The 23,094-nt window shown below is 38.0% G+C and carries 27 protein-coding genes; 19 read left to right on the forward strand and 8 right to left on the reverse strand.

Going from position 1 to position 23,094, the window contains the following annotated elements:
- Positions 1-206: 206 nt before the first annotated feature.
- From C8P65_RS10310 to C8P65_RS10320, 3 genes are all read right to left on the reverse strand, one after another.
- Complete coding sequence (locus tag C8P65_RS10310) at positions 207-1,082, reverse strand: DUF805 domain-containing protein (RefSeq protein WP_107782730.1); 876 nt, start codon at positions 1,080-1,082, stop codon at positions 207-209.
- Between the two features lie 49 nt (positions 1,083-1,131).
- Positions 1,132-1,920, reverse strand: a complete 789-nt coding sequence (locus C8P65_RS10315; protein WP_107782766.1) for a tetratricopeptide repeat protein — start codon at positions 1,918-1,920, stop codon at positions 1,132-1,134.
- Positions 1,921-1,993: 73 nt separating this feature from the next.
- Positions 1,994-2,278, reverse strand: coding sequence for a hypothetical protein (locus C8P65_RS10320; protein WP_107782731.1), 285 nt, complete (start codon positions 2,276-2,278; stop codon positions 1,994-1,996).
- 326 nt (positions 2,279-2,604) lie between these two features.
- On the opposite strand from C8P65_RS10320, the gene C8P65_RS10325 reads away from it, so the two are divergent.
- Entirely contained in the window at positions 2,605-3,345 is a 741-nt protein-coding gene (locus C8P65_RS10325) for a class I SAM-dependent methyltransferase (RefSeq protein WP_107782732.1), read from the forward strand.
- A 48-nt stretch (positions 3,346-3,393) separates the two neighbouring features.
- Positions 3,394-4,080: a DNA alkylation repair protein gene (locus C8P65_RS10330; protein ID WP_107782733.1), complete on the forward strand. Its 687-nt coding sequence runs from the start codon at positions 3,394-3,396 to the stop codon at positions 4,078-4,080.
- Here C8P65_RS10330 and C8P65_RS10335 read toward each other — a convergent pair.
- Positions 4,061-4,597: an RsmD family RNA methyltransferase gene (locus tag C8P65_RS10335; RefSeq protein WP_107782734.1), complete on the reverse strand. Its 537-nt coding sequence runs from the start codon at positions 4,595-4,597 to the stop codon at positions 4,061-4,063. The two genes, C8P65_RS10330 and C8P65_RS10335, sit on opposite strands and share 20 nt — an antisense overlap.
- Before the next feature lie 99 nt (positions 4,598-4,696).
- Between C8P65_RS10335 and lgt the strand changes: the two genes are divergently transcribed.
- Genes lgt through idi form a run of 5 tightly spaced genes read left to right on the forward strand, consistent with a single transcriptional unit; the run spans position 4,697 to position 8,367 of the window.
- Positions 4,697-5,635: a prolipoprotein diacylglyceryl transferase gene (gene lgt, locus C8P65_RS10340; RefSeq protein ID WP_107782735.1), complete on the forward strand. Its 939-nt coding sequence runs from the start codon at positions 4,697-4,699 to the stop codon at positions 5,633-5,635.
- Between the two features lie 37 nt (positions 5,636-5,672).
- The gene (locus tag C8P65_RS10345) at positions 5,673-6,494 is read left to right on the forward strand and encodes a DNA alkylation repair protein (protein WP_107782736.1); all 822 of its coding nucleotides are present in this window, start codon (positions 5,673-5,675) and stop codon (positions 6,492-6,494) included.
- A gap of 38 nt (positions 6,495-6,532) precedes the next feature.
- Positions 6,533-7,246 carry a GNAT family N-acetyltransferase gene (locus tag C8P65_RS10350; RefSeq protein ID WP_107782737.1) on the forward strand — a complete coding sequence of 238 codons (714 nt, stop codon included), beginning with the start codon at positions 6,533-6,535 and terminating at the stop codon, positions 7,244-7,246.
- A gap of 58 nt (positions 7,247-7,304) precedes the next feature.
- Complete coding sequence (locus tag C8P65_RS10355) at positions 7,305-7,835, forward strand: DUF192 domain-containing protein (RefSeq protein ID WP_107782738.1); 531 nt, start codon at positions 7,305-7,307, stop codon at positions 7,833-7,835.
- Positions 7,836-7,851: 16 nt separating this feature from the next.
- Positions 7,852-8,367 (forward strand): isopentenyl-diphosphate Delta-isomerase, encoded by a 516-nt coding sequence (gene idi / locus C8P65_RS10360; RefSeq protein ID WP_107782739.1) that lies wholly within the window; start codon positions 7,852-7,854, stop codon positions 8,365-8,367.
- Between the two features lie 63 nt (positions 8,368-8,430).
- Here idi and speB read toward each other — a convergent pair whose 3' ends face one another.
- Positions 8,431-9,294, reverse strand: coding sequence for an agmatinase (gene speB / locus C8P65_RS10365; RefSeq protein WP_107782740.1), 864 nt, complete (start codon positions 9,292-9,294; stop codon positions 8,431-8,433).
- Positions 9,295-9,411: 117 nt separating this feature from the next.
- Between speB and C8P65_RS10370 the strand changes: the two genes are divergently transcribed.
- Both C8P65_RS10370 and C8P65_RS10375 read left to right on the forward strand, forming a co-directional pair.
- Positions 9,412-10,626: an MFS transporter gene (locus C8P65_RS10370; RefSeq protein WP_107782741.1), complete on the forward strand. Its 1,215-nt coding sequence runs from the start codon at positions 9,412-9,414 to the stop codon at positions 10,624-10,626.
- A 3-nt stretch (positions 10,627-10,629) separates the two neighbouring features.
- Positions 10,630-11,379: a hypothetical protein gene (locus tag C8P65_RS10375; RefSeq protein WP_107782742.1), complete on the forward strand. Its 750-nt coding sequence runs from the start codon at positions 10,630-10,632 to the stop codon at positions 11,377-11,379.
- Between the two features lie 7 nt (positions 11,380-11,386).
- On the opposite strand, the gene C8P65_RS10380 is transcribed toward C8P65_RS10375, so the two are convergent.
- A complete protein-coding gene (locus C8P65_RS10380; RefSeq protein ID WP_107782743.1) occupies positions 11,387-12,028 on the reverse strand; it encodes an O-methyltransferase in 642 nt (213 codons plus the stop codon).
- Between the two features lie 151 nt (positions 12,029-12,179).
- On the opposite strand from C8P65_RS10380, the gene pncA reads away from it, so the two are divergent.
- The 9 genes from pncA to C8P65_RS10425 all read left to right on the forward strand — a co-directional run bounded on the left by pncA (position 12,180) and on the right by C8P65_RS10425 (position 20,868).
- Positions 12,180-12,719 carry a bifunctional nicotinamidase/pyrazinamidase gene (pncA, locus tag C8P65_RS10385; RefSeq protein WP_107782744.1) on the forward strand — a complete coding sequence of 180 codons (540 nt, stop codon included), beginning with the start codon at positions 12,180-12,182 and terminating at the stop codon, positions 12,717-12,719.
- Positions 12,720-12,764: 45 nt separating this feature from the next.
- A complete protein-coding gene (locus C8P65_RS10390) occupies positions 12,765-14,114 on the forward strand; it encodes a M14 family zinc carboxypeptidase (protein WP_107782745.1) in 1,350 nt (449 codons plus the stop codon).
- Between the two features lie 17 nt (positions 14,115-14,131).
- On the forward strand, positions 14,132-15,322 hold the full coding sequence (locus C8P65_RS10395; protein WP_107782746.1) for a pyridoxal phosphate-dependent aminotransferase: 1,191 nt from the start codon (positions 14,132-14,134) through the stop codon (positions 15,320-15,322).
- 92 nt (positions 15,323-15,414) lie between these two features.
- Complete coding sequence (locus tag C8P65_RS10400; RefSeq protein WP_107782747.1) at positions 15,415-16,320, forward strand: YitT family protein; 906 nt, start codon at positions 15,415-15,417, stop codon at positions 16,318-16,320.
- Positions 16,321-16,380: 60 nt separating this feature from the next.
- Entirely contained in the window at positions 16,381-16,749 is a 369-nt protein-coding gene (locus C8P65_RS10405; RefSeq protein ID WP_009392919.1) for a DUF4293 domain-containing protein, read from the forward strand.
- Positions 16,750-16,903: 154 nt separating this feature from the next.
- Entirely contained in the window at positions 16,904-17,350 is a 447-nt protein-coding gene (locus tag C8P65_RS10410) for an HYC_CC_PP family protein (protein ID WP_107782748.1), read from the forward strand.
- A gap of 197 nt (positions 17,351-17,547) precedes the next feature.
- The gene (locus C8P65_RS10415; RefSeq protein WP_107782749.1) at positions 17,548-19,797 is read left to right on the forward strand and encodes a TonB-dependent receptor; all 2,250 of its coding nucleotides are present in this window, start codon (positions 17,548-17,550) and stop codon (positions 19,795-19,797) included.
- A gap of 129 nt (positions 19,798-19,926) precedes the next feature.
- Entirely contained in the window at positions 19,927-20,277 is a 351-nt protein-coding gene (locus tag C8P65_RS10420) for a heavy-metal-associated domain-containing protein (RefSeq protein ID WP_009392923.1), read from the forward strand.
- Positions 20,278-20,340: 63 nt separating this feature from the next.
- Positions 20,341-20,868, forward strand: coding sequence for a DUF4136 domain-containing protein (locus C8P65_RS10425; RefSeq protein WP_107782750.1), 528 nt, complete (start codon positions 20,341-20,343; stop codon positions 20,866-20,868).
- Between the two features lie 73 nt (positions 20,869-20,941).
- On the opposite strand, the gene C8P65_RS10430 is transcribed toward C8P65_RS10425, so the two are convergent.
- Positions 20,942-21,637: an LrgB family protein gene (locus C8P65_RS10430; RefSeq protein WP_009392925.1), complete on the reverse strand. Its 696-nt coding sequence runs from the start codon at positions 21,635-21,637 to the stop codon at positions 20,942-20,944.
- Positions 21,637-21,981, reverse strand: a complete 345-nt coding sequence (locus C8P65_RS10435; RefSeq protein ID WP_095914793.1) for a CidA/LrgA family protein — start codon at positions 21,979-21,981, stop codon at positions 21,637-21,639. The genes C8P65_RS10430 and C8P65_RS10435 overlap by 1 nt, the downstream gene beginning before the upstream one ends.
- A 127-nt stretch (positions 21,982-22,108) precedes the next feature.
- On the opposite strand from C8P65_RS10435, the gene C8P65_RS10440 reads away from it, so the two are divergent.
- A complete protein-coding gene (locus C8P65_RS10440; RefSeq protein WP_107782751.1) occupies positions 22,109-23,083 on the forward strand; it encodes a hypothetical protein in 975 nt (324 codons plus the stop codon).
- Positions 23,084-23,094: the final 11 nt, after the last annotated feature.

The following is a 23,094-nucleotide window of genomic DNA, read 5'->3' on the forward strand; positions in this document are numbered from 1 at the left end:
TACTTAAGCCTTTTTTCTCTATTTCTTCTATGACAGCTCTCTTAAAGCAATCACTGTACCGAACTATCTCTGCTCGCCCTTTTGTCATATTTTTTTCCTATTTTAGTGTAAACCTATTTTAGGATATGACAGAATTTGATGTACTGTATCCCTGAGTTAGCTATGAGTGAAATTCTTTTTATTTTGCCAATTTGCTAAATTGCTGATTAAAATATTTTCCGCTTGTATTTCTGCCAACTGGGCGCTTCTCTATAGGCTTCACTGCAACCTATAGGTACGTATATCACCTCTATACGGTCATCGTTATAGCCAAAGTCGCCTTCTAATACGGGGGGTGTTCTACCTTTAAATATAAGTACTTTAGGACAGTTTTTACCAAAAATATATTCTCCTACAAAAGTCATTTTACTGGGGAAAATAATAGAGTGCAAAAGCACACAATTATCAAAAGCATATCTATTAATAGTAAGAAGATCTAAGGGTAAGATTACTTCTCCCAACTGTTCACAGCTATCAAAGGCATCTCTACCTATTGTTTTTACTTGGCTAAGTTGCTCATCTACAGCCATATTCAAGAACGTAATCTGCTTGTTAAGCCACTGTTGTAGTACGGTGCCGTCTGCATTCAGCGCATAATCAGTAAGAGGAATATAGCTTTCTGCTGTAGAAGTAGCACTCGATTGCGTAGAGAAAGGTTGTGGCTCAGTAGGCGGTATATCTGGCAGAGGAAAGTTAGACGGAGTAGGTTGATGTGCGGTACTAAATGTCTCAGAGAGGGGCGCACGCCCTTTAGGGTCTTCACCATATTGGTTTTTGCCCCTTGTACCATCTACAAATAGTAGAAGAATAGGATTATAAACAGGCAGTATAGCTAACCATCCTGTCTGATCCATATCGTGTAGACGCTTCACACTTTGAGAGAAAAATATCAAAACTAAAAAAACACTAGATATGGTGCTCAACAAATTGAGTTCACCAAATATAGCAAGCAAGGAAGATCTAACGAAGTAACAAAGAATAAGAGTAATAGCAAACTCAGCTCTTCTAATGCGTCCTTCAAATGAAATGAGATTTGCAAACATAATATTATCTAACTAAATAGTTACTTGTTAATAGTTAATTATCAAATGTTTATGGTTTTATTTTCTCTAAGTATTCACACGCCTTAGTATTATAGTTTTTGCACGACTTTTCTACCCAATAAACAGCTCTATTCACTGATCTAGCTACCCCTTTACCGGTGAAATAGCAAAGTCCTAATAGCATCTGTGCTTCTTTATCGCCTTGTTCAGAGGCTTTTTCATACCAATAAACAGCTTTTTCGTACGATTGGTCTACACCCTTGCCCTGAAAATAGCAAGTGCCAAGGTCGCGCTGCGAGTCAATATCCCCTTGCATAGCGGCCCTTTCAAACCATAGCACAGCCAATTCATCAGACTGTTCTACACCTTTACCTCTAAAGTAAGCATAGCCTAATAAACCTTGTGCCTCAGCGTAATCTTGTTCTGCTGCTTTCTGCCACCACTCTACTGCTTTCGCATCCGACTGGGCTACCCCTTGTCCTTTGTAAAAGCAAATGCCATATTTGGTTTGCCCTTCAGCAAGCCCCTGATTAGCAGCTCTTTCAAACCATTCAGCTGCCTTAGCATACGATTGAGTAGTACCTAAGCCTTTGTAGGTGAGAAGCCCCAATTTAGTCTGTGCTTTAGCATTTCCCTTATTAGCGGCACTTTCATACCAAAGTACTGCTTTAGGATAAGATTGGGGTACATTGTTTCCTTTTTCATAGCAAAAAGCTAAGTAAGCTTGTGCATCTATATCGCCTTTGCTTGCTTTGGCTAACAGTGTTTTAATATCATCACGCTGCCCAAATGCACCCGAACAGCACAGCAAGCATAGCAGTAATGCTATCTTTTTCATAGTATTTGTTTTAATTAAACCTCTCTCTTTCAAATTCTTAAAAAAATGTATTCTCAATTATTATTTATTTCTTTCAGGGTGCAAAAATACAATATTTTAATGATTTGACCAATAAAAAATAAACTTTTTTTATGAAAGCCTCAGCTTTATATATGCCTGTTTGAGGATTAGAGTTTCTTTTAATTTCTTGATTTACAGTCTTTTTAGGCAATCCTATTTCTTTTGCAATTCGAGCTTTTTTTAAATTAATTTGTAGATATCCTTCTATTTTGTATCTTTGCCCCAGTGAAATATGACTCATAATTTGTACTTTACATTTTTCAATTTCAACAGCGCAAATATGAGGATTTTTTTTCATTTGGCAAGGAAAAACTATATGATTTTTCCTTGCTTTTTTTGTTTTTAATTTTTGCGCCCATTACGCCTGTCCCAGCCTTCCCACCACTAATATTAACACTTTTTATTAAATATCTTTCAATAATATCTTCAGTATAGATTAAGTATACACTGAATATAGATTAAGTATAGGAAGAGCGAAGAATCATCGTCATCAAATCGATAACAAAACGAGTAAAACATTGCAAATAATACAATTCTCCCCCTCTAATGCATAATTTGCTTTAACATATAGGTTAATTGACAAATTATTACTACTTTTGCAGCGTAAAACAAAATATACATATAATGAAAGATATATCAAAAATATTAAAATCTGATATAAAAATAGAGAATTTAAAACAGGAAAATGGCATTCTGTGCTGTATGAACGACCTTTTTATCAGTGGAGATAATCAAAAATATATGAAAATGTATGATTGGATGTCTTTTTTCTATGATTTTGGAGAAAAATGGATAGGAAAACTCAAATATGGCAACGCTATTGACCGTTTGCGTACTGAATTAATGAGTCGTTTAGAGTGGAAAAATAACATTTCGGTACTTTATGTTTCCATAGGCACAGGGGCTGACTTGCGTTATATACCACAAGAGATAGACCTGAAAACGATAGAACTTATAGGGGCTGACATCTCAATGGGGATGCTCAAAAGATGTAAAAAAGAGTGGCAAAAGAAAACAAATCTTACGCTTGTACAGTGCCCTGCCGAAGAATTACCTTTTGCCGATAATACTTTTGATATTGTTTTTCACAACGGAGGCATCAATTTTTTCAACGACAAAGCTCTTGCTATAAGCGAAATGCTCAGAGTTGCCAAAATAGGAAGCAAACTCCTTATCGCTGACGAAACAGCCGACTTTGTTGAAAGTCAGTACAAAAAAAGCCTCTTCTCCAAATCCTATTTTAAAGACAAAACAGTCGATTTAAACGCTATAGAACAATGTATCCCTACTTCAGTAACTGAAAAGAAAACAGAATTGTTCTGGGATAATAAATTTTATAGTATTACTTTTAGAAAACCTATGTGAGCGTGATGTAACGGAGTATTCTCCCCTTTCAGAGTATAAAAACTAATTATGATAACACAAAAACTAATAGCCTTAGCCGATGCTCCCTATCGCGATTTTACCGCTGGTCTTATCCCTACTGTCGATAAGGCACGTATTATAGGGGTACGCACCCCTGCTATGCGCACGTTGGCTAAAGAATTGCTAAAAAACGAATCTGAAAAAGCAATGGCTTTCTTAGAAGAGTTGCCGCATTATTACTACGAAGAAAACAATTTGCACGCTTTTATAATAGCAGAATTAAAAGATTTTGAGCAAGTAATGAAGTATACCGAACGCTTTTTGCCTTATATCGACAATTGGGCTACTTGCGATACATTTGCGCCTAAAATCTTTCTCAAATACCCTGAAGAAACGCTCGCCTATGTACAAAAATGGTTAGCAAGCGCCGATACTTACACAGTGCGTTATGGTATAGGGATATTGCTATCCAACTATTTAGACGAGCACTTCAATCCTGTACACCTGGAATGGGTTACCGCTATTGAATCTGATGAATATTATATAAATATGATGATAGCGTGGTACTTAGCAACTGCTCTGGCAAAGCAATACGAGGCAACGTTGCCTTACTTAGAAGCAAAAAGACTCGCGCCTTTTGTACAAAATAAGAGTATACAAAAGGCGAGAGAGAGTAAACGTATCACCCCAGAAATAAAGGAGTATTTGCTAACGCTTAAGGTTCAAAAAAGCTAAACACACAGCCACCATATCGCTTAGCTACCACAAAATGGGGTAATTCTGAAAGGTCTGTGCGAGTAGAGTGCTCTATGATAAGCGTACCATTAGGTCTAAGAAGAGCGTTGTCAAATACAAGTTCTGCTATAGCAGCGAACTTTTCTGCGGGGAACTCGTATGGTGGGTCAGCAAATACCACATCAAACTGCTGCGAGGTACGTTTTAGGTATTCATATACATCGGCTTTAAGTGCTGTGATAGGGTAGTCAAGTTCGCGTGCCGTCTTGCTGATAAACTGTACACAGCCACTGTGGCTATCAATCGCTATCACGGCAGGGCACCCCCTACTAGCAAACTCATAGCTTATATTACCCGTACCGGCAAAGAGGTCAAGCACCGAAAGCTCGTCAAAATAATAATCGTTATTAAGGATATTAAACAGTGCCTCCTTAGCAAAGTCGGTAGTAGGGCGTACCGGCAATTTAGCAGGGGCAATGAGTTGTTTTCCTTTGTTCTTTCCTGATATAATTCGCATAGATATAATATATAGGCGACAAAAATAGTAAAAAAACACGAATGTTTGCACATTACAATAAATAATTGTACTTTTGCCAATCAAAAAAATTAAACACTGATGGTTGCTTTAAATTTTATATGGAACTCTAATGAGATTCTTGCTTCTTTTGGTACTTTCCAACTCCGTTACTACAGCTTGATGTTTATTGTAGCGTTTAGCTTGGGTTGGTATCTCACCAAAAAAATATACCTAAACGAAGGCAAGACCGTACAACAACTCGATACTTTGTTTGTCTATACCGCCATAGCTACTTTAGTAGGCGCGCGTTTAGGCGATTGCTTTTTCTATAATTGGGATTATTTCAAAGACCATTTATTAGAAATCTTCTTACCAATCAAAGAGAAACCTGATGGAGGTTGGCAGCTAACGGGCTTTTCAGGCTTAGCGAGTCACGGAGCGGCAGTAGGTATTATCATAGCAATGCTGCTATACGTGCGCAAATATAGAGACATTAAGCTCTCGTGGATATTAGACCGTGTAGTAATTCCTATCACTATAGGCGGAATGTTCGTGCGCTTTGGCAACTTTTTTAACTCTGAAATTAACGGAAAGATAGTAAGCGACCAGTATCCTTTGGGGGTAAAATTCGTGCAAAATGGTATGCTCTCACCTCAGAGAGCTATGGCACTCACCGAGCAAACAGATGCACAAGAGGCGTACAAGCTCATCACCCACGACCCGCGTTTTGCTGAAGTGTTAGCCTCTATCCCCTACCAACACCCAGCCCAACTATACGAGGCATTTGGCTACTTCTGTCTATTTTGGGTACTGTGGTATGTCTATTGGAAAACTGATAAAAAAGAGCAACCTTATTTCATCTTCGGACTTTTCTTAGTACTGCTGTGGAGCATACGTTTTGCTGTAGAGTTCGTAAAGGAGAGTCAAGGAGGTTTTGAAAGCACTTTGGGGCTACTCTCTACCGGACAATGGCTCAGTGTACCGTTTATTATAGCAGGTTTTTATTTATTATTTAGAAAAAAAGTCTCAAAACTTTAATCTATTGCTTTTTGTAATTTGTGTCTAATAACAAATAATGAATATAGAAGCTATCAAAAACAGAAAAGGAGCTCAAAAGGCTGCAGATATTCCTTCCGAAGTACTTTTACTATTAAATACGGGGACTATAGAAACAGTAAACCTTACTGAATGGTTGGCTATAGACCATTCACAGCTGGTAAAATCTGTTTTTCCTACTTTAGGGATTGATAAAAATATCATTGAAGAGTTAGTTTGCCAAATCAATCAGCAAAAGAAACCTTCTACAATGAATACTATTAGGCTCATAGGAGCATTGTTATACGAAAAATATACAAATACTAACCTGTATGAGCCTTTATTTGAGCAACTCAGCAATCACTTATCCGATTCTGTGCGCTGTTATGCTTGCTATTTAGTAGCTTTGCATACCGATATACCCCTGAAAGACAAGTTACACAAATTAAAACCCTTAGTAGCTGATAGCCATTTTGGTGTTCGTGAGATAATCTGGATGGCGTTACGCCCCGAAATGAGCAAGTATTTAGATTTTTCAATCGCTTTTCTCTCTGATTGGGCAGAAAGTGAAGATGAAAATATACGCAGGTTTAGTACAGAAGCCTTGCGTCCGCGGGGTGTTTGGTGTGCCCATATAGAAGCCTTGAAAGAAAAGCCAGAACAGTATTTGCCCATATTAGATAAATTGAAAACTGATAAAGCAAAGTATGTACAAGATAGCGTAGGAAACTGGCTGAACGATGCCAGCAAAACCCGCCCCGATTTTGTAGTAGCACTATGTGAGCGTTGGGAAAGCGAAAGTCCTACCAAAGAAACCAAGTATATTGTAAAAAAAGCACTGAGAACCCTTGCCTCTAAATAACATAAACCTTTTTTACCTACGATAGTACTATAGATATTATGACCACAAACCAATACAATCAACCTATAGGGGAGGCTTTACCTAATTTTTCATTAGGAGAGATGCCTGCTATAAAGGTATTAGAAGGGGTATATTGCCGATTGGAGCACCTCTCTGCAGAAAAACATTTAGACGACTTATCTGAGTTCTATTTAGAAGCTAATACAAATCCTGCAGATTGGACGTATCTATTTCTATCTCCTTTGAAAGATAAAGAGGAGTTACGCACTTTACTCACTAAACAAGAAGCTTCTGCGGACCCTTACTATTTTTCTATTGTTAGCAAGGAAACCGGAAAAGCTATCGGAACGCTTTCGCTAATGCGTATAGAACCCAAATACAGAGTGATAGAAGTAGGTGCTGTTACCTATTCCAATGCCTTAAAACATACACGAATAGCCACTGAGGCGCAGTATCTATTAGCTAAATACGTATTTGAGACCCTCCAATATAGGCGTTACGAATGGAAATGCGATAGCCTTAATATGCCGTCACGCCGTGCTGCTGAGCGCTTAGGGTTCGTCTATGAAGGAATATTCAGGCAAGCAGTTGTTTACAAAGGGCGTTCACGCGATACAGCTTGGTTTTCTATGATTGATAAAGAGTGGGCTCACAACAAACGCTCCTTTGAACGATGGCTTTCTAAGGATAATTTTGACTCTCAAGGCAAACAGAAACAATCCTTACAAACAATTAGGCAATTAGCAAATTAACGCTATTTAATTATTTGTAGGTTTTATAACATTAATTCAAAATTCAAAATTAGTAAAAATGAACTTTTTTAGAAAACACTTTGTAGCAGTAGCTTTAGGCTTGGCAGCTTTAGCAGCTATTGCCTTTATTTTGCCTTATTTTTTAGGCAATAACAATAATAACACACAGCGCGTTATCGAGCTTACCCCTGATGATGTGGTATTCAGAAAAGATGCAGAACTGTCTATCTATAAGAAAGATAGTCTATTGCAGCGTTTAGAGGCACAGTTAGCTCAAACAGAAGATGAGCGCGCTGTAGGACTTATGTACCGCTCTTCTATGGAGGAGCAGCAAGGTATGTGGTTTGTATTCGAAAATGAAGCACCTCGTTCTTTTTATATGAAAAATACGCTAATCCCTTTGGATATTATCTACTTAAACAAAGATAAAAAAGTGGTAAGTATCGCCAAAAATGCACGTCCTAAAGATGAAACCTCACTACCTTCTGAAGCGCCTGCTATGTATGTATTAGAAATCAATGGGGGGTTAGCAGATAAATGGGGTATAGAAAAAGGAGATCGTGTGGAAATTAGCAAATTAGAGAATTAGCAAATCAAGAAATACAATGGAAGAGCGCGTAATATTAGTAGATGAGCAAGACAACGCCATAGGGCTAATGCCTAAGATGGAAGCACACGAAAAGGCTGTGCTACATAGGGCTTTCTCGGTGTTTGTACTCAACCAAAAAGGAGAGATTATGCTGCAACAGCGGGCTGCTGACAAATACCATTCGCCTATGCTATGGACGAATACTTGTTGCAGTCACCCACGCGAGGGAGAAACCACTGTTGAGGCAGGCAAACGCCGACTACAAGAAGAAATGGGTTTTTGTACAGAGCTTACCGATGTAATGAGTTTCATCTATAAAGCCCCATTTGATAACGGACTAACTGAACACGAGCTTGACCATATCTTAATAGGTTATTACGAAGAGCCCCCTATTATCAATCCTGACGAAGTAGCGGCTTGGCGATGGGCTCTGCCTGAAGACATCAGAAAAGATATAGCAGCTCACCCTGAAAAGTATACCGAATGGTTTAAGATTATCTTTGAAAAATACGAAGAGAAATTAGGCAATTAGACAATTTTGACTATATGATAATAAAAAAAGCTGGTTGATGTAAGTATCAACCAGCATTTTTTATTACTTCTTATTCTGATATTTAAAATAGTAAGCTAACATTTTGTAATAAAGTTTAGCAGCTAAGAAAGCCGTAGGCTTAGCTTGCGGACTATCCATCAGCTCTACTATATCAAAAGCTACTACATTGCACTTTTTGAAGACTTTGCGCAATAGCTTAAGGGTAGGATACCACTGCAAGCCCCCTGGTTCAGGTGTACCTGTAGAAGGTGCAATAGCAGGGTCGAAGGCATCTAAATCAATGGTGATGTATACATTGCCTGATACTTTGTCGAGTACATCTTTTATCCAATTAGGATTTTTAGCAATCTCGTGAGCGAAAAACACACGTCCTTTAGGTAAATATTGCTTTTCTTCAGCATCCATTGAGCGGATACCTACTTGCACCAACTTGTGCTTTTGGTTCGCTTCAAACACTGCACAAGCGTGATTAGAAGTAGAACCGTGGTACTCAGGGCGCAAATCAGTATGGGCATCGAGCTGTAGCACTGTTAGCTTTTCATACTTCTCGCCTACCGCACGGATAGACCCTATAGAAACTGAATGTTCTCCCCCAAAAAGAGTAAAGAGCTTGTCCTCGTTTTTGAGGAGTTCTTTCGTCTTTTGATATACTGCTTCGGTCATTGCCTCTGGCGAGCTATTCTCGCTTATTTCGCCTGCCAAATACACCCCATTCAAATAAGGTTCAGTATCAGTTTCAATATCATAAAGTTCCATATTTTCAGAAGCATCTAAGAACAATTCAGGTCCTTTATCAGCCCCTTTACCCCACGTAGAAGTACCGTCATAAGGTACGGTTACGAGCATTACTTTAGCATTCTCGAGTGTAGCGTTTTCTTCTGGAATACCAGCATACGTTCTTTCCATCGTAATTGATTTTTAATAATTTTGCTGCAAATATACATCAAATTCCTCAATTGTCAATTATCAATTGCTATTTGTCTATTATTTTGTACTTTTGCCCCACAAATTTGAAAAAGAGTTATGTACGAAGAAAACAAACCTCAATACCGTATCTTACTACTTATAGCTTTAGCTCACGGACTAAACGACCTTATTCAGGGAATGATACCTTCTATCTACCCTACTCTACAAGCGAAATACGCCCTTACAATGACGCAAATAGGGGTCATCACGCTTTGTTACCAGCTATCAGCTTCTATTTTGCAACCTTTAGTAGGTAATTATACCGACAAACACCCACAACCATACTCGCAAGTATTAGGAATGGCATTCACTACCTTAGGAGCTATTTTTTTATCAATGGCAAGCAGCTATACAACTATCTTGCTTTCAGTAGTCCTGATAGGGGTAGGCTCTTCGGTATTTCACCCTGAATCTTCTCGGGTAGCTTTTTTAGCTTCAGGCGGAAAACGTTCTTTTGCCCAAGCTATTTTTCAATTAGGAGGCAATTTAGGTACAGCTTTCGCCCCCCTATTGGTTATATTATTGGTTTTCAGCAAGAAAGTAATAGATGGACAGCTAATAGAAGAAGCTCATCAAGAGCGATTGATATGGTTTTGCTCATTTTCTATTTTTGCAATGCTTATCCTTATATTAGTAGGCAAATGGCGCAGTATACTGCTAAAACTACTGAAGAAAAAGGCTAAAAAGCCTGTAGTAATGCCTAACCTAACAAGGGCTCAGGTACGCAATTCGATGATTATACTGATGCTTTTGGTATTTTCTAAAAACTTCTATACTGCTGCTATCAATAATTACTTTCAGTTTTATACCATACAGAAGTTTGGTTTTAGCAATGAGCAAGCACAACTTTACCTATTTTATTTCTTGGGAGCAGTAGCGGCGGGCACTCTTATTGGCGGCTTCTTTGGTGACAAAGTAGGGCGCAAGTTCATCATTTGGTTTTCAATATTGGGTACTGCTCCGTTTGCGCTCTGGTTACCTTACGCTGATGCTACTACTACAGGCGTGCTTATAGTGTTGATAGGCTTTATCATCGCTTCAGCTTTTGCCTCTATATTAGTGTATTCGCAGGAGTTATTACCCCACAAAATAGGAATGATTTCTGGCTTTTTTTACGGTTTTGCCTTTGGTATGGGCGGTTTAGCATCGGCACTTCTGGGCAAACTGATAGATTTAACAGATATTTATTTTGTGTATAAAGTATGTTCGTTTTTGCCTCTTATGGGACTTATAGCGTACTTTTTGCCGAACCTTAAAAAATTAAAAAATTAGTATATGAGATTTATTGTTTTATTTTTAGCCTTTGTTATTTGGGCTTGTGAACTACCTAAAAATCAAGCTGTTACTAATAAAGAAAAGGAAGAATGTTTAGCACAAGAAGCTCCTAAACCATCAGTTAGTATAGAAGAAGCAGAACAAAAAGTAATTGACCTACCTTTAATAAAAAAGTTAGGTGATGAAATTGAGAAAATATCTAATGGGAAAAAGGGTGTTTCTTTCATAACAAATGAAGTTACTATTGAAAACACTCCTTTCTTCAAGCTTTATGTAGGATATAATTCAGCAATTAGATTTGAAAATCGTTATATTTTGTATGTGAATAGAACTAATATTGAAGATATTCGCATATTAGAAGCTTCTTCGGGGGAAATAGTGCCTCTTTCTTCTTTAAAAGAGGAGAAATATTCATCTGAAGAAGAAATGTATTGTACCAATCTATTGGCAAAAATAATTAAAAGCTCTAATTTAGACAATCCTTTATACAAAGCTGATAAAGAAAAGTGTTTCTTAAGAATTGACAGAAAGGATAATGAAAATATTTACATAGAAATCTATGTAGAAAATGATATTTCTGACAATGTACAACAGCCAGAGGTAGTAGAAAGGGCTATCACTTGGTTACTTTTTAATACTTCAACTCAAAGATTGTATGATATCACATTAGATATAGAAACTCCTAAAGAGCTCTCTTATGATAAAGGGCTCTTGAAAAATATCAATTTGGACAACCTATGTAAAGAGTAAAAGCTTTTTATTTGACTCTTGAAAGAGTAATGCCATCGCGGATGGGTAATAAGACGGTCTCTACACGGGGGTCGTCTTTTATTTTTTGGTTGTATGCCATTAGCGCTTGGGTATGTTTGTCGTTGTGTTTTACTTCTTCTACTACCTTGCCACTCCACAGCACATTATCGGAAAGGATAATACCACCACGGTTCATTTTTTCTATTACTAAATCAAAATAGTGAGCGTAATTCTGCTTATCGGCATCAATAAAAACAAGGTCGAAAGTAGTATTGAGTGAGGGGATAATATCAGCAGCTTTGCCCAGATGCTGCACTATCTGCCTGCCATAACCACTACGGTCGAAGAACTCGTGCTGTAGGTCAGTCAGCTCTTCTTTGATGTCAATGGTGTGGAGTAACCCCTCAGGATGCAACCCCTCTGCCAAACAGAGGGTAGCATAGCCCGTATAAGTACCTATTTCTAAAATAGTGCGAGGTTGCACCATCTTAGACAATAAACTGAGAAAACGCCCTTGAAAATGTCCGCTAATCATTCGTGGTTGCAGTACGTTAAGATGCGTACGCTTATTGAGTTCTTGTAGCAAAAGTGGCTCATCTTCAGTATGTTGAGCGGCGTAATTTTCTAATTCTTCAGATAAAAAATGCATCAGTAAAATATTTTTTGGCAAAGATAGGGATAATATTGAAAAAAACTGTACCTTTGGAGCGAATTTTAAGGGTTATCGTTCGCTTATCCTTCGCTCATCCTTCGCTGAAGGTTCGCTTGTAAAAATGTAATTAATTTAAAAAAAAATCTTTATGAAAGCACTTATTATTATTGATCTACAAAACGACTTTATGCCTACAGGCGCATTACCTGTACCACAGGGCGACCAAATTATTTCGCACATCAATGCCGAGATGCAAAAAGACTATAGCGTAATAGTAGCTACCCAAGATTGGCACCCCGCCAACCATAAGAGTTTTGCAAGTCAGCACGTGGGTAAAAATCCTTTTGATACAGTAGAACTGAATGGTATAGACCAAATTCTATGGCCTGACCACTGTGTGCAAGGCACTTTTGGGGCTGAATTGCACAAAGACCTTGATACACGACACATATCGGCTATATTCCGCAAAGGAATGAACCCAGAAATTGATAGTTATAGTGCTTTTTTTGACAATAATAAGCTAAACAACACGGGATTGCACGGGTATCTGCAAGATAAAGGCATTAAAGAACTCGTATTTTGTGGTTTAGCAGGTGATTTTTGCGTGGCGTATAGCGCTAACGATGCTAAGGCATTAGGGTATGAAGTAAAAATATTAGAAAACTGTGTAAAATACATTAATAATTAGCAAATTAGAAAATTAGCAAATAGGAAAATTAGGATATTACTAATTATGATAAAGCACATTATATACTTATTATTAGGCTGTGTGTTAGTGGGGTGCGAAACGCCATTCTTTTCGTCTCCTAAAAAGTTTGAAACACCTTTTGAACAGAAGGACGGACTAAAAAACTCTACTTATGAGGAAATAATAGATTATTACAAAGAACTTTCTAAAGAATTCACCTCTATTTCCTTCAAAACTATTGGGCAAACAGACAATGGTATGCCACTGCATTTGGTGATATACAGTGCTGATGGCGAATTCAACCTCAATAAATACCGCGAGGAACGCACTATTATATTCATCAACAATGCTATACACGGCAATGAAACAGATGGGGTAAATGCTACTACTCTGTTATTTAGAAACTTAGCCCAAAACGAAATCAAACTTTCGGGCAATGTAATAGTTGTTACTATACCGGCATATAATATAGGGGGAATGCAAGAAGACAGAAAAGAAAGTGCTACCTACTATGATTTAGATAACGATTTTATAAAAGCTGATGTAGAAAATACGCTCTCGCTATCGAAAGTTCTGCAAGAAATTCAACCTGATATATTGATTGACAATCAGGTGAGTAGGAAAGAAGAATACCGCTATACTGTGAGCTACTCGCCTGCTGAAAAAGAGAAAGTTGGCACTTTCTTAGGAGGATACATTGATGATGTGTTAGTGCCCCGTTTATCAGATTCTTTAACTCAGATGAATTATGTTTCGCTAACCAAAGACAGTGTACAACAACCTTTCAGACGGTTGCTACCCGACCCTGAACTCAGCAAGGCAAGACACGCAGTAGGCTATGCTTCGCTATGGAATTGCATTGGTATTCAGCTTAATACCCATATATTTAAAAGCTATAATAAGCGTGTAGTGGCTAACTACGAAACGATGAAAACGATAGTAGAAATAGCTGATGCTGATAATGCGTATATCAAACAACTGAAAATAAAGCAAGCCCAAGAAAATGCTGCCTTAGTAGCTCCTGAGTATTACATCGTACCCAAAGCGTGGCAAAAGGTGATAGACCGACTGAAAGTACACAATGTAGAAATGAAAGAGGTGGCTAAAGATACGCTAATGAAGGTAGATTACTATCAAATAGACGATTTTAAAACCGTAACAACTCCGTTTGAAGGGCATTACCTACATTACGACACACAAGCGAGCGTACACAAAGATTCGGTACGCGTTTATAAAGGTGATTATATGGTACCTACAGCGCAATTAGCTAAACGATATTTGATAGAGGTATTAACTCCTACAGAGGTTGATTCTTTCTTTAACTGGAACTTTTTTGACAGTGTTTTAGGGAAAGATGTAAAATACCCCATTTTAATGACAAATGACAAACGATAAACTAACAATAAACTAATATGAAACAGTTTTTATCAGACCGCATTAATGCTATGGAAGCCTCTGCTACCCTTGCAATGGCTGCCAAAACGAGAGAACTAAAAGCCGAAGGCAAAGATATTATTGGGCTTAGCTTAGGAGAGCCAGACTTCAACATTCCGGACTTTATCAAAGAAGCAGCGAAAGAGGCTATTGACCAAAACTACAGCAAATATACCCCTGTAGATGGATATTTAGAGCTTAGAGAGGCAATTGCTGCCAAACTGCTACGCGACAACGGACTTAGTTATCGCCCGAACCAAATAGTAGTTTCTACAGGTGCTAAACAATGCTTGGCAAATGCCGCCTTGGCGATGCTCAACCCTGGTGACGAGGTGATTTTCCCCGCTCCGTATTGGGTGAGCTACAAAGAGATAGCAAAACTGGCAGGCGCTACCCCTGTAGAGATATTGGCTACTATAGAAAACGACTTCAAAATAACCCCCGCCCAATTAGAAGCGGCTATCACCGAAAAGACCAAAATGGTGTGGTTTAACTCCCCTTGCAATCCCACCGGTTCGGTGTACAACCAACAAGAATTAGAAGCTCTTGCAAAAGTATTGCGCCAACACCCTAACATTTTTATTCTCTCAGACGAAATATACGAGTACATCAACTTTACCTCTATTCCCCACACTAGTTTTGCCGCTATAGAGGGTATGTATGAGCGAACTATCACCATCAACGGACTCTCTAAAGCCTTTGCTATGACTGGCTGGCGTATAGGTTACTTAGCTGCCCCCGAATGGATAGCCAAAGCCTGCAATAAGGTGCAAGGACAGATAACTAGTGGCACTAATGCTATAGCGCAACGTGCCGCTATCGCAGCCCTAAAAGCTCCTAAGAGTGAAATACAATATATGATAGACGAATTTAAAAAGCGCAGGGATTTGGTATTAGCACTTTTGAGCGAGGTAGAAGGTCTTAAAGTGAATGTACCTGAAGGAGCTTTTTATGTTTTCCCTGATGTATCGTCTTTCTTTGGCAAAACCTTAAGAGGGCGCACTATTCATAATGCAAGCGATTTTTCTTTATATCTGTTAGAAGAAGCAATGGTAGCCACAGTAACGGGTGAGGCTTTTGGCGATGCTAACTGTATACGCATCTCATATGCTGCCTCAGAAAAAGAACTACGTGAAGCCATTAGGCGCATCAAAGAAAGTTTGGCATAAGAAAGTAAATTATATTTTGTTTGCACATTCAATTAAAAGTAGTACCTTTGCGCCGCTAAAACAAGGAATTTTCATCAACAAAGACAAATGTTATGGCAATAACAGAGAGCAAAACTATTAAATACTTAAAATCTTTTTACATAAAAGATTACCTCATCATAGTGTTGGGGCTTATCTCTTATGCGGTAGGTATTACCGGATTTATAATGCCTAGCGAGATAGTAACCGGAGGTTTGGCAGGTATCTGCCTTATTTTGAACTACAAATTAGGGGCTGACTTGGCTATCACTTATTGGATTATCAACTTCTGTTTGTTGGTAATAGGTTTTAAGGCAATGAGTAGGCAATTCACCTACCGTACCCTCATCTCTATTTCTATCTTATCGACCCTAATATGGGCCGGAAAAGAGTACCTAATGCCTTACTTTATAGAACACCCCCCTTTGAGAGACGATTTTTTGAACGTAATAATGGGTGGGCTACTATGCGGTACTGGTTTGGGTCTGGTATATTCGGCTAATGGTAGTACCGGTGGTACTGATATTATAGGCTTTGTTATCACTAAATACTACAGTATCAGCATTGCGCGTATCTTATTAGTGGTAGACGTATGTATAGTGTTATCATCTTACTTCATCTTAGAACACAAAGATAATTCGCTTGAAAAAACCATCTATGGACTTGTGTTGCTACCGATGATGTGGCAAATGGTAGAGATAGTAATAAACGGTGCACGCCAATCGGTACAGCTGTTTATCTTCTCTAAACATTACGATGAGATAGCTACCCACATCAACAGTGAGTTAAAACGCGGTTGCACTATTATTGACGGTATAGGCTGGTACTCTAAATCATCACAAAAAATAGTGATAGTAATAGCTCGCCGTACTGAGGCAACTTCTATTTTCCGTTTGGTACGCACTATAGACCCCTCTGCCTTTGTGACCAAAACTAACGTAATGGGGGTATATGGCAATGGTTTTGATAAGCTGAAATAAAATATTTTTTTTGAGGTTTATAAAAAAGTAGTATATTTGCGCGCTTAAAAAAAGAAACTTATGATACAGAGAATACAAACTGTGTATATGCTTATAGCAGGCGTAGTAGCTGCAATGACTATATTATTTGGTTTAGACTGGCTGCGCACATTGCTATTTGCTATCTCAGCAGTAGTGGCTCTTTACACTATATTCAAATACAAAAAAAGGAACCTTCAGCAATTGCTTAATTGGCTGAATATCGTTATAAATTTTACTTTACTAGGAATATTTGTATATCGAATGCTAAACTCATCTGGAGAAGGTATTATTTCTGAGAAAGGTGTTGGGGTTTTCGTACCCGTGCTTTCTATCGTTTTTTTGTTTTTAGCCAATAAGGCTATTAGGCGGGACGAGAAGCTCGTAAAATCAGCAGACCGATTGCGATAGACCTATAATCTTAGTAGTGTTGTGCGTTGAGAAAATCCTAAGTTTTATTACTTAGGATTTTTTTTATTTAGCAGTTTGCCATTAGCTATGAGAGTGTTAAATTATTGTTAATTTTTTAGTGAGATAGTGAAAAAGTTGTACCTTTGCCCTCGCAATGAAAAAAATAGTTATCAACATATTATTATCAATCCTCATCTTGTTTAGCAATTCAGGATGGGCGGTTACTTTTCATTACTGCCAAGACCAATTAGCATCAGTTTCATTAGACTATGCTTCTGCACTGATAGTAGAAGATGATGATGCTTGTGCTTGTGCTACAATGGACGATTGCTCCGGTGGTGATGAAGATGACAATAGTGATGATAATAAAAAATGTTGTGATAATACTTCAGTTGCCTCTTCGACTTCTGATAGTACTTCGGTAGTAAAAGCATTTAAATTGGAGTTACAATCATTTGTGCTTCCTACCTCTTGTATTCCTTCATCTGTAGAAGAAGTGATAATTTTGACTACTGCTACAAAAAGTAGTCCTACTTCAGCGGTTCGTTTGAACGCGCCCCCACTGTATGCGCTTTACTGCCAGCGTGTGTTTTATGCCTAATAATTTTTCATTTTAAGAGGGTATTCAAAGAGTTCTACTTAATAATACAGATAAGTTTTTTATAACTCAGTGATTATTAACATCCCCCCTACCCCCTTCAAAGGGGGAGATGTGATGGTTAACATACACGAAAAACTTTTCGGATAACCTTCTACAATCCATTTTGATAGATTATTAACGCATAAAGAAAAAAATCAATGTTAAGATATATTTTATTATGGGGATTACTACTCCCTCTGACTGCTTTTGCTCAACAATTTAGCAAAGGAACTGTAGTAGATGAAGCTAATTTGCCTCTTATGGGGGCGGAAGTGTATTGGAATGGTACCCAAATAGGTGTTTCGACCGATGATAATGGTACCTTCACCTTAAAACGCACTGAAAATAGTAATACTTTAGTTATTAGTTATATAGGTTATAAGACAAAAACCGTAAAAGTAACTAACTCGGAAGTTCTACACATACAATTAGAGCCGCAATCGGCTTTGGAAGAAGTAGTTGTAACCCAAAAAAGGGCTAATACTATGAAATCGCAGTGGCAGGTAGCCAACCTACACACTATGAGTAGCGGTGAACTACTAAAAGCTGCGTGCTGCAACCTTTCAGAAAGTTTTTCGACCAATCCGTCGATAGACGTGAATTTCTCTGATGCAGTAACCGGTAACAAACAGATAAAAATGTTAGGACTTACCAGTCCGTATATACTTATGGCTGAAGAGAATATCCCTGCTATGCGAGGAGCTTCGCAAGCCTATGGACTATCATTTGTGCCAGGTACGTGGATTGAGAGCATACAGATAACCAAAGGTGCAGGAAGTGTTATCAATGGTTATGAGAGCATTTCAGGGCAAATAAACTACGAAATAGAAAAGCCTATTAATGCGCGTCCGTTTTTCTTAAACCTATACACTTCAGAAGATAGCCGATACGAGCTGAATGCTCATACCAAAGTAAAACTATCGGACAAATGGGCTACCAGTCTTTTAGCACACGGCAATGTACGTCAGCGCAAAAGCGACCACAACCACGATGGATTTATAGACAACCCTATAGGTAACCAAATAAACCTACTAAACCGTTGGCAATATAGCAATGCCGAAAAGGGGTGGGTGAGCTTTTTGAACCTAAACTATATGAAAGACGAACGCCAAGCAGGGCAAATAGACTACAATCCGCTAACAGACAAAGGAACCACTAATGCGTGGGGTAGTGAAGTGAACTCTGAGCGTTTTACCCTTTCTAATAAAACAGGATATGTATTCCCAGATGCTCCTTATAAAAGTATAGGGCTACAGAACTCATTTCAATCGCATAGGCAAAATTCTTATTTTGGGTTGAATAGCTATGATATACACCAAAAAAGCTGGTATGGCAATCTGATATACAACTCTATCATCGGCAATACTCAACACAAATTTGCTACAGGGCTTAGCGGTACTTATGACGATTACAACGAACAGCTAACCACCTCTGCTCTGGCAGGCGATTTCTCGCGAATAGACCGCTCAGTAGGTGCTTTCTTTGAGTACACTTACGATAATTTGAGCAACTTTAGCTTTGTAGCAGGTATACGTGCTGATAGCCATAACAACTTAGGTAACTTTATCACTCCACGCTTTCACTTGCGCTACAATCCTTGGAAACAAGCTACCTTTAGACTTTCAGCAGGACGAGGCAAACGCGCTGCTAATGTGATAGCTGAAAATCAGCAGTTATTAGCTTCTTCGAGACAGCTACATATTATAGGAGGTGATGGCGGGAAGCTGTACGGTTTAAACCCTGAGATAGCGTGGAACTACGGAGCGAGCTTTTTGCAAGCCTTTAAAATATGGGGCAAAAATGCTGAACTATCAGTAGATTTCTATCGCACTCATTTTGACAATCAGGTAGTGGTAGATTTAGACCACTCGCCTCAGCAAGCCTTGTTTTACAATCTCAATGGCAAGAGTTTTGCTAACTCGTTGCAAGCTGAAGTTAGTATCACGCCTGCGAAAGGTTTAGACTTTAAAGCTGCCTATAAGTACTATGATGTACAAACCCAGTTCACTAAAGGACAGTTAGAAAAAACGCTAACTCCTAAGCATCGCTGGTTTGCTAACATAGCTTATGAAACTGCTGATACCCACGAAAACAACCATTCGCAATGGAAGTTTGACGTAACCTTCAACTGGCTAGGTGAGCAACGATTGCCTACTACGGCTACCAACCCTCTACCCTACCGATTGAGTGATTACGCACCCTCGTTTGCTACACTTAACGCACAGATTACCAGAGTATTTTCTAAAAAATTTGAGGTGTATGTAGGTGGCGAGAACATCACTAACTACAAACAAGCTAACGGCATATTAGCTGCTGATGCTCCTTTTGGCGCATATTTTGATAGTACTATGCAGTACGCTCCTGCTTTTGGACAAATGTACTACGCAGGACTGAGATTTAAACTTTAGTAATTAGTCGCTAGTCGTTAGTCTTTAGTCGTTAGAATGTTGTCGCTTGCTAACGACTAAAGACTAAAGACTAAACACTAACGACTAAAATAAGCAAAAATTTAATTCAACAAATAAAAAAAGAAAAAAATGAAGACACGTATTTTATTATGGGTAGTTTTGAGTTTTTTAGGACTCGCTACTGTTAATGCACAACAGGCTCCTAATAAGAGCAAAAAAGTAACCTTTGCCGTAGGAGGTAATTGCGAACAATGTAAAGCCCGCATAGAAAAAGCCGCTTATAAAGTAAAAGGTGTGAAAAGTGCAAATTGGGACATCAAAAGCGGAAATATGACACTTATCTTTGACGAGCGCAAATGTTCAGAAGAAGATGTACAAAAAGCCATAGCCAAAGTAGGACACGATGCTGGCAAAGAACGCGCTGATGATGAAGTGTACAATAAGCTACACCACTGCTGTTTGTATGAAAGATTACCATAGGCATTAGCGTTTTTCGGTATGAATTTTGCTGTAAGATAAGAGAACACTAAATCATATAAAAAAATGAAAAGAATAACTTATCTTATAATGCTAGGAGTTGCCTTAGTGCTAAGCTCTTGTGCAAGTGTGTATGTAGCAACTGATTACGACCGCCAAGCTGATTTTTCGACCTATAAATCGTTTGCTTTTTTTAAAGAAGGAGTAGATAAAGCACCTATTTCAGACTTAGACAAAAAGCGTATTTTGCGTGCTATAGAAAAAAATCTGACCAGCAAAGGAATGGTAGTATCAGACAACCCTGACTTTTTAGTGAATATCTTTACTCGTGAGCGCGAGAATGTAGATATTTACGACAACAGTCCGTATTATTGGGGCTGGGGTTGGGGCTGGGGACCTTTCTGGGGAGGAGCTACCTATAACGTTAGCAGAAATACAGAAGGCACTCTATACATAGAAATTATAGACGCCCGCAAACACGACTTGGTATGGCAAGGCAAGGGCTCTGGAGCGATACCATACAAATCAGAACAAAAAGAGGAGGCTATTAGCAACTTTGTCAATAAAATATTAGAACAATATCCTCCTAAATAATTTAGAATTTTTGAATTATAAAAAAGGCTGCCAAACTAATATTTTGGCAGCTTTTTTTACATTTAAATATATTTTATGAAAAAAGTAAGTGTACAGCAGTAGGGGCTAATATAGCGGTAAAAATACCGTTGAAAATCATTCCGAGACTTGCGTATACTGCATATTTTTCGCTAAGATTAAAAGCCGCCATAATACCTAAGGCGTGAGAAGCTGTTCCTAAAGAAATACCCTTAGCCATAGGGCTTTTGATGCGAAACCAATTGAGGAATGTAATACCGAAAATATTGCCAAGAAAGCCTGTGGTCATTACTGCCATTACGGTAATAGGCGAAATACCTCCCAGCATACGCGTTACCTCTAATGCAATAGGGGTTGTAACTGACTTAGGAGCTAATGAAATAGCAATATCATTAGAAAGGCCTAACCATTTAGCTACTAAACATACCGTAATTACTCCTACCAAACTACCTGCAAACTGAGAAACTACCAGTGGAATAAGTTGTTTCTTTATCTTTGAGATTTGCAAATACAACGGAACACCTAAAGCTACTATAGATGGTTTCAACCAGAAATCGATATACTGACCGGCTTCTTCGTATTTTTCAGGCGAAATATCAAAAATAATAAGATAAGAAATAAGCACTAAAACTGTGATGAGCACAGGATTTAGGAATACAGAATTGTATTTTTTCTGTAAGAGCAATACCCCATAATAAAGAATAAAAGTTATGGATAAAAGTAATACTTGATTTTCTGCTAAAGACTTCATTATTTTAATTTTTTACGTAGGAATTGATAAACGTGACCTGTAACTATAATCACTACTATAGTACTGATAATAATAGATATAAAGATGGCTAAGAAGTTTTCGCCTATCTGTTTAAAATAAGCCATAATACCGATGCTAGGCGGCACAAAAAACAGTCCTAAATTGGAAATAAGCAAATCGGAAAGGGCTTTAATAGATTGAAGTTTAATCCACCCTAAATGCAAAAAAAGTGTGAGAAAAAGCATCCCTATTATACTGGAAGGGAAAGGGATGTGAGTAAGAGCTACTATAAGTTCGCCCAAGCCCAAACAGCCAAAAACAATTGCAAAATAACGTATTAACATAAACTTTATTGATATAAAAAACGAGGCAAAATTACTACATCTTTTTCAAAGAATATAAAAAACAGTGAAAAATTTGCATTTAATATATTTTGTTTGTACTTTTGCGAGGTTAAATAGAGTAGAAACTATGAGTAACGAATATAATAAATCTATCTTTTCAGAACCTATAAATGATTTAGAAAAAAACGCACAATCAGTGCCTAATTATAATAGTTACGACAATGAAGAACCCCCTAAAGGAGGAGGTATCTTATCTAAAATTATCATAGCTATATTGGCTTTGGCCACTGGAGGCTTAGGGTATTACACTTACCTGTTAAATAAGGATAGACTAGCTACTGAAAACGAATTGAATATACAGAAAAAACAGGTAATGAGCAACCTTGATATGCTGAAAAAAAGCTATGACAAGGCTGTTGCTACTAATAAAGACATAAGTGAAGACCTACTAAAAGCACGTGAGAAAATAACCAAATACATCGACTCGTTGCAAAATATGAAGGTTAATATTTCGGCTTTAGCTCGCTTTAAAAACCAAGCCTTTGCCCTCGCTAAAGAACGAGATTATCTGCTTAGAAAAAATGACTCGCTGACTCGTATCAACAAAGCTATCAGAAAAGATTTAGACAGTGTTTCTGTAAAACTGACCAGCACTTCAGCTAAAGTAGACTCGCTCTCGCAACAAGCTAATAAGCTGAAAAAAGTAGTAGAAGTAGGGGCTGCACTACAGATAGGAAAACTGACAGCTGAAGCAGTAAAAGGCAGTAAAAACAAAATAACAGACAGAGGACGCGCTGCTGAAAAAATAAGAGTATGTTTTACTGTAGGGGCTAACAAAATAGCTAAAACAGGAGGTAAAAACTTCTATATAAAAGTAAGTTCTCCCTCAGGTATCACTTTAGGTGCTAACGACAGTGCTTCAGAAGGTGATAACACAGTGAACTACAGCACTTCTACCCATTTTATCTACGACAGTAAGAGTGTAGATGTATGTGATTTTATAGCTAAAACTTCAAAAGAATTTGAGAAAGGTACTTATAAAATAACTATATACGACGACAAATTAAACGAAGTAGGCAGTACTGATTTAGTGCTAAAATAACAAAATAATAT

The sequence above is a fragment of the Capnocytophaga leadbetteri genome (assembly GCF_003054025.1).
GTDB lineage: Bacteria > Bacteroidota > Bacteroidia > Flavobacteriales > Flavobacteriaceae > Capnocytophaga > Capnocytophaga leadbetteri.

Bases quoted from the DNA above. Each gene is read 5' to 3' on its own strand.
- C8P65_RS10310 (WP_107782730.1), bottom strand. From the start codon at position 1,082: ATGTTTGCAAATCTCATTTCATTTGAAGGACGCATTAGAAGAGCTGAG.
- C8P65_RS10315 (WP_107782766.1), bottom strand. From the start codon at position 1,920: ATGAAAAAGATAGCATTACTGCTATGCTTGCTGTGCTGTTCGGGTGCA.
- C8P65_RS10320 (WP_107782731.1), bottom strand. From the start codon at position 2,278: ATGAAAAAAAATCCTCATATTTGCGCTGTTGAAATTGAAAAATGTAAA.
- C8P65_RS10325 (WP_107782732.1), top strand. From the start codon at position 2,605: ATGAAAGATATATCAAAAATATTAAAATCTGATATAAAAATAGAGAAT.
- C8P65_RS10330 (WP_107782733.1), top strand. From the start codon at position 3,394: ATGATAACACAAAAACTAATAGCCTTAGCCGATGCTCCCTATCGCGAT.
- C8P65_RS10335 (WP_107782734.1), bottom strand. From the start codon at position 4,597: ATGCGAATTATATCAGGAAAGAACAAAGGAAAACAACTCATTGCCCCT.
- lgt (WP_107782735.1), top strand. From the start codon at position 4,697: ATGGTTGCTTTAAATTTTATATGGAACTCTAATGAGATTCTTGCTTCT.
- C8P65_RS10345 (WP_107782736.1), top strand. From the start codon at position 5,673: ATGAATATAGAAGCTATCAAAAACAGAAAAGGAGCTCAAAAGGCTGCA.
- C8P65_RS10350 (WP_107782737.1), top strand. From the start codon at position 6,533: ATGACCACAAACCAATACAATCAACCTATAGGGGAGGCTTTACCTAAT.
- C8P65_RS10355 (WP_107782738.1), top strand. From the start codon at position 7,305: ATGAACTTTTTTAGAAAACACTTTGTAGCAGTAGCTTTAGGCTTGGCA.
- idi (WP_107782739.1), top strand. From the start codon at position 7,852: ATGGAAGAGCGCGTAATATTAGTAGATGAGCAAGACAACGCCATAGGG.
- speB (WP_107782740.1), bottom strand. From the start codon at position 9,294: ATGGAAAGAACGTATGCTGGTATTCCAGAAGAAAACGCTACACTCGAG.
- C8P65_RS10370 (WP_107782741.1), top strand. From the start codon at position 9,412: ATGTACGAAGAAAACAAACCTCAATACCGTATCTTACTACTTATAGCT.
- C8P65_RS10375 (WP_107782742.1), top strand. From the start codon at position 10,630: ATGAGATTTATTGTTTTATTTTTAGCCTTTGTTATTTGGGCTTGTGAA.
- C8P65_RS10380 (WP_107782743.1), bottom strand. From the start codon at position 12,028: ATGCATTTTTTATCTGAAGAATTAGAAAATTACGCCGCTCAACATACT.
- pncA (WP_107782744.1), top strand. From the start codon at position 12,180: ATGAAAGCACTTATTATTATTGATCTACAAAACGACTTTATGCCTACA.
- C8P65_RS10390 (WP_107782745.1), top strand. From the start codon at position 12,765: ATGATAAAGCACATTATATACTTATTATTAGGCTGTGTGTTAGTGGGG.
- C8P65_RS10395 (WP_107782746.1), top strand. From the start codon at position 14,132: ATGAAACAGTTTTTATCAGACCGCATTAATGCTATGGAAGCCTCTGCT.
- C8P65_RS10400 (WP_107782747.1), top strand. From the start codon at position 15,415: ATGGCAATAACAGAGAGCAAAACTATTAAATACTTAAAATCTTTTTAC.
- C8P65_RS10405 (WP_009392919.1), top strand. From the start codon at position 16,381: ATGATACAGAGAATACAAACTGTGTATATGCTTATAGCAGGCGTAGTA.
- C8P65_RS10410 (WP_107782748.1), top strand. From the start codon at position 16,904: ATGAAAAAAATAGTTATCAACATATTATTATCAATCCTCATCTTGTTT.
- C8P65_RS10415 (WP_107782749.1), top strand. From the start codon at position 17,548: ATGTTAAGATATATTTTATTATGGGGATTACTACTCCCTCTGACTGCT.
- C8P65_RS10420 (WP_009392923.1), top strand. From the start codon at position 19,927: ATGAAGACACGTATTTTATTATGGGTAGTTTTGAGTTTTTTAGGACTC.
- C8P65_RS10425 (WP_107782750.1), top strand. From the start codon at position 20,341: ATGAAAAGAATAACTTATCTTATAATGCTAGGAGTTGCCTTAGTGCTA.
- C8P65_RS10430 (WP_009392925.1), bottom strand. From the start codon at position 21,637: ATGAAGTCTTTAGCAGAAAATCAAGTATTACTTTTATCCATAACTTTT.
- C8P65_RS10435 (WP_095914793.1), bottom strand. From the start codon at position 21,981: ATGTTAATACGTTATTTTGCAATTGTTTTTGGCTGTTTGGGCTTGGGC.
- C8P65_RS10440 (WP_107782751.1), top strand. From the start codon at position 22,109: ATGAGTAACGAATATAATAAATCTATCTTTTCAGAACCTATAAATGAT.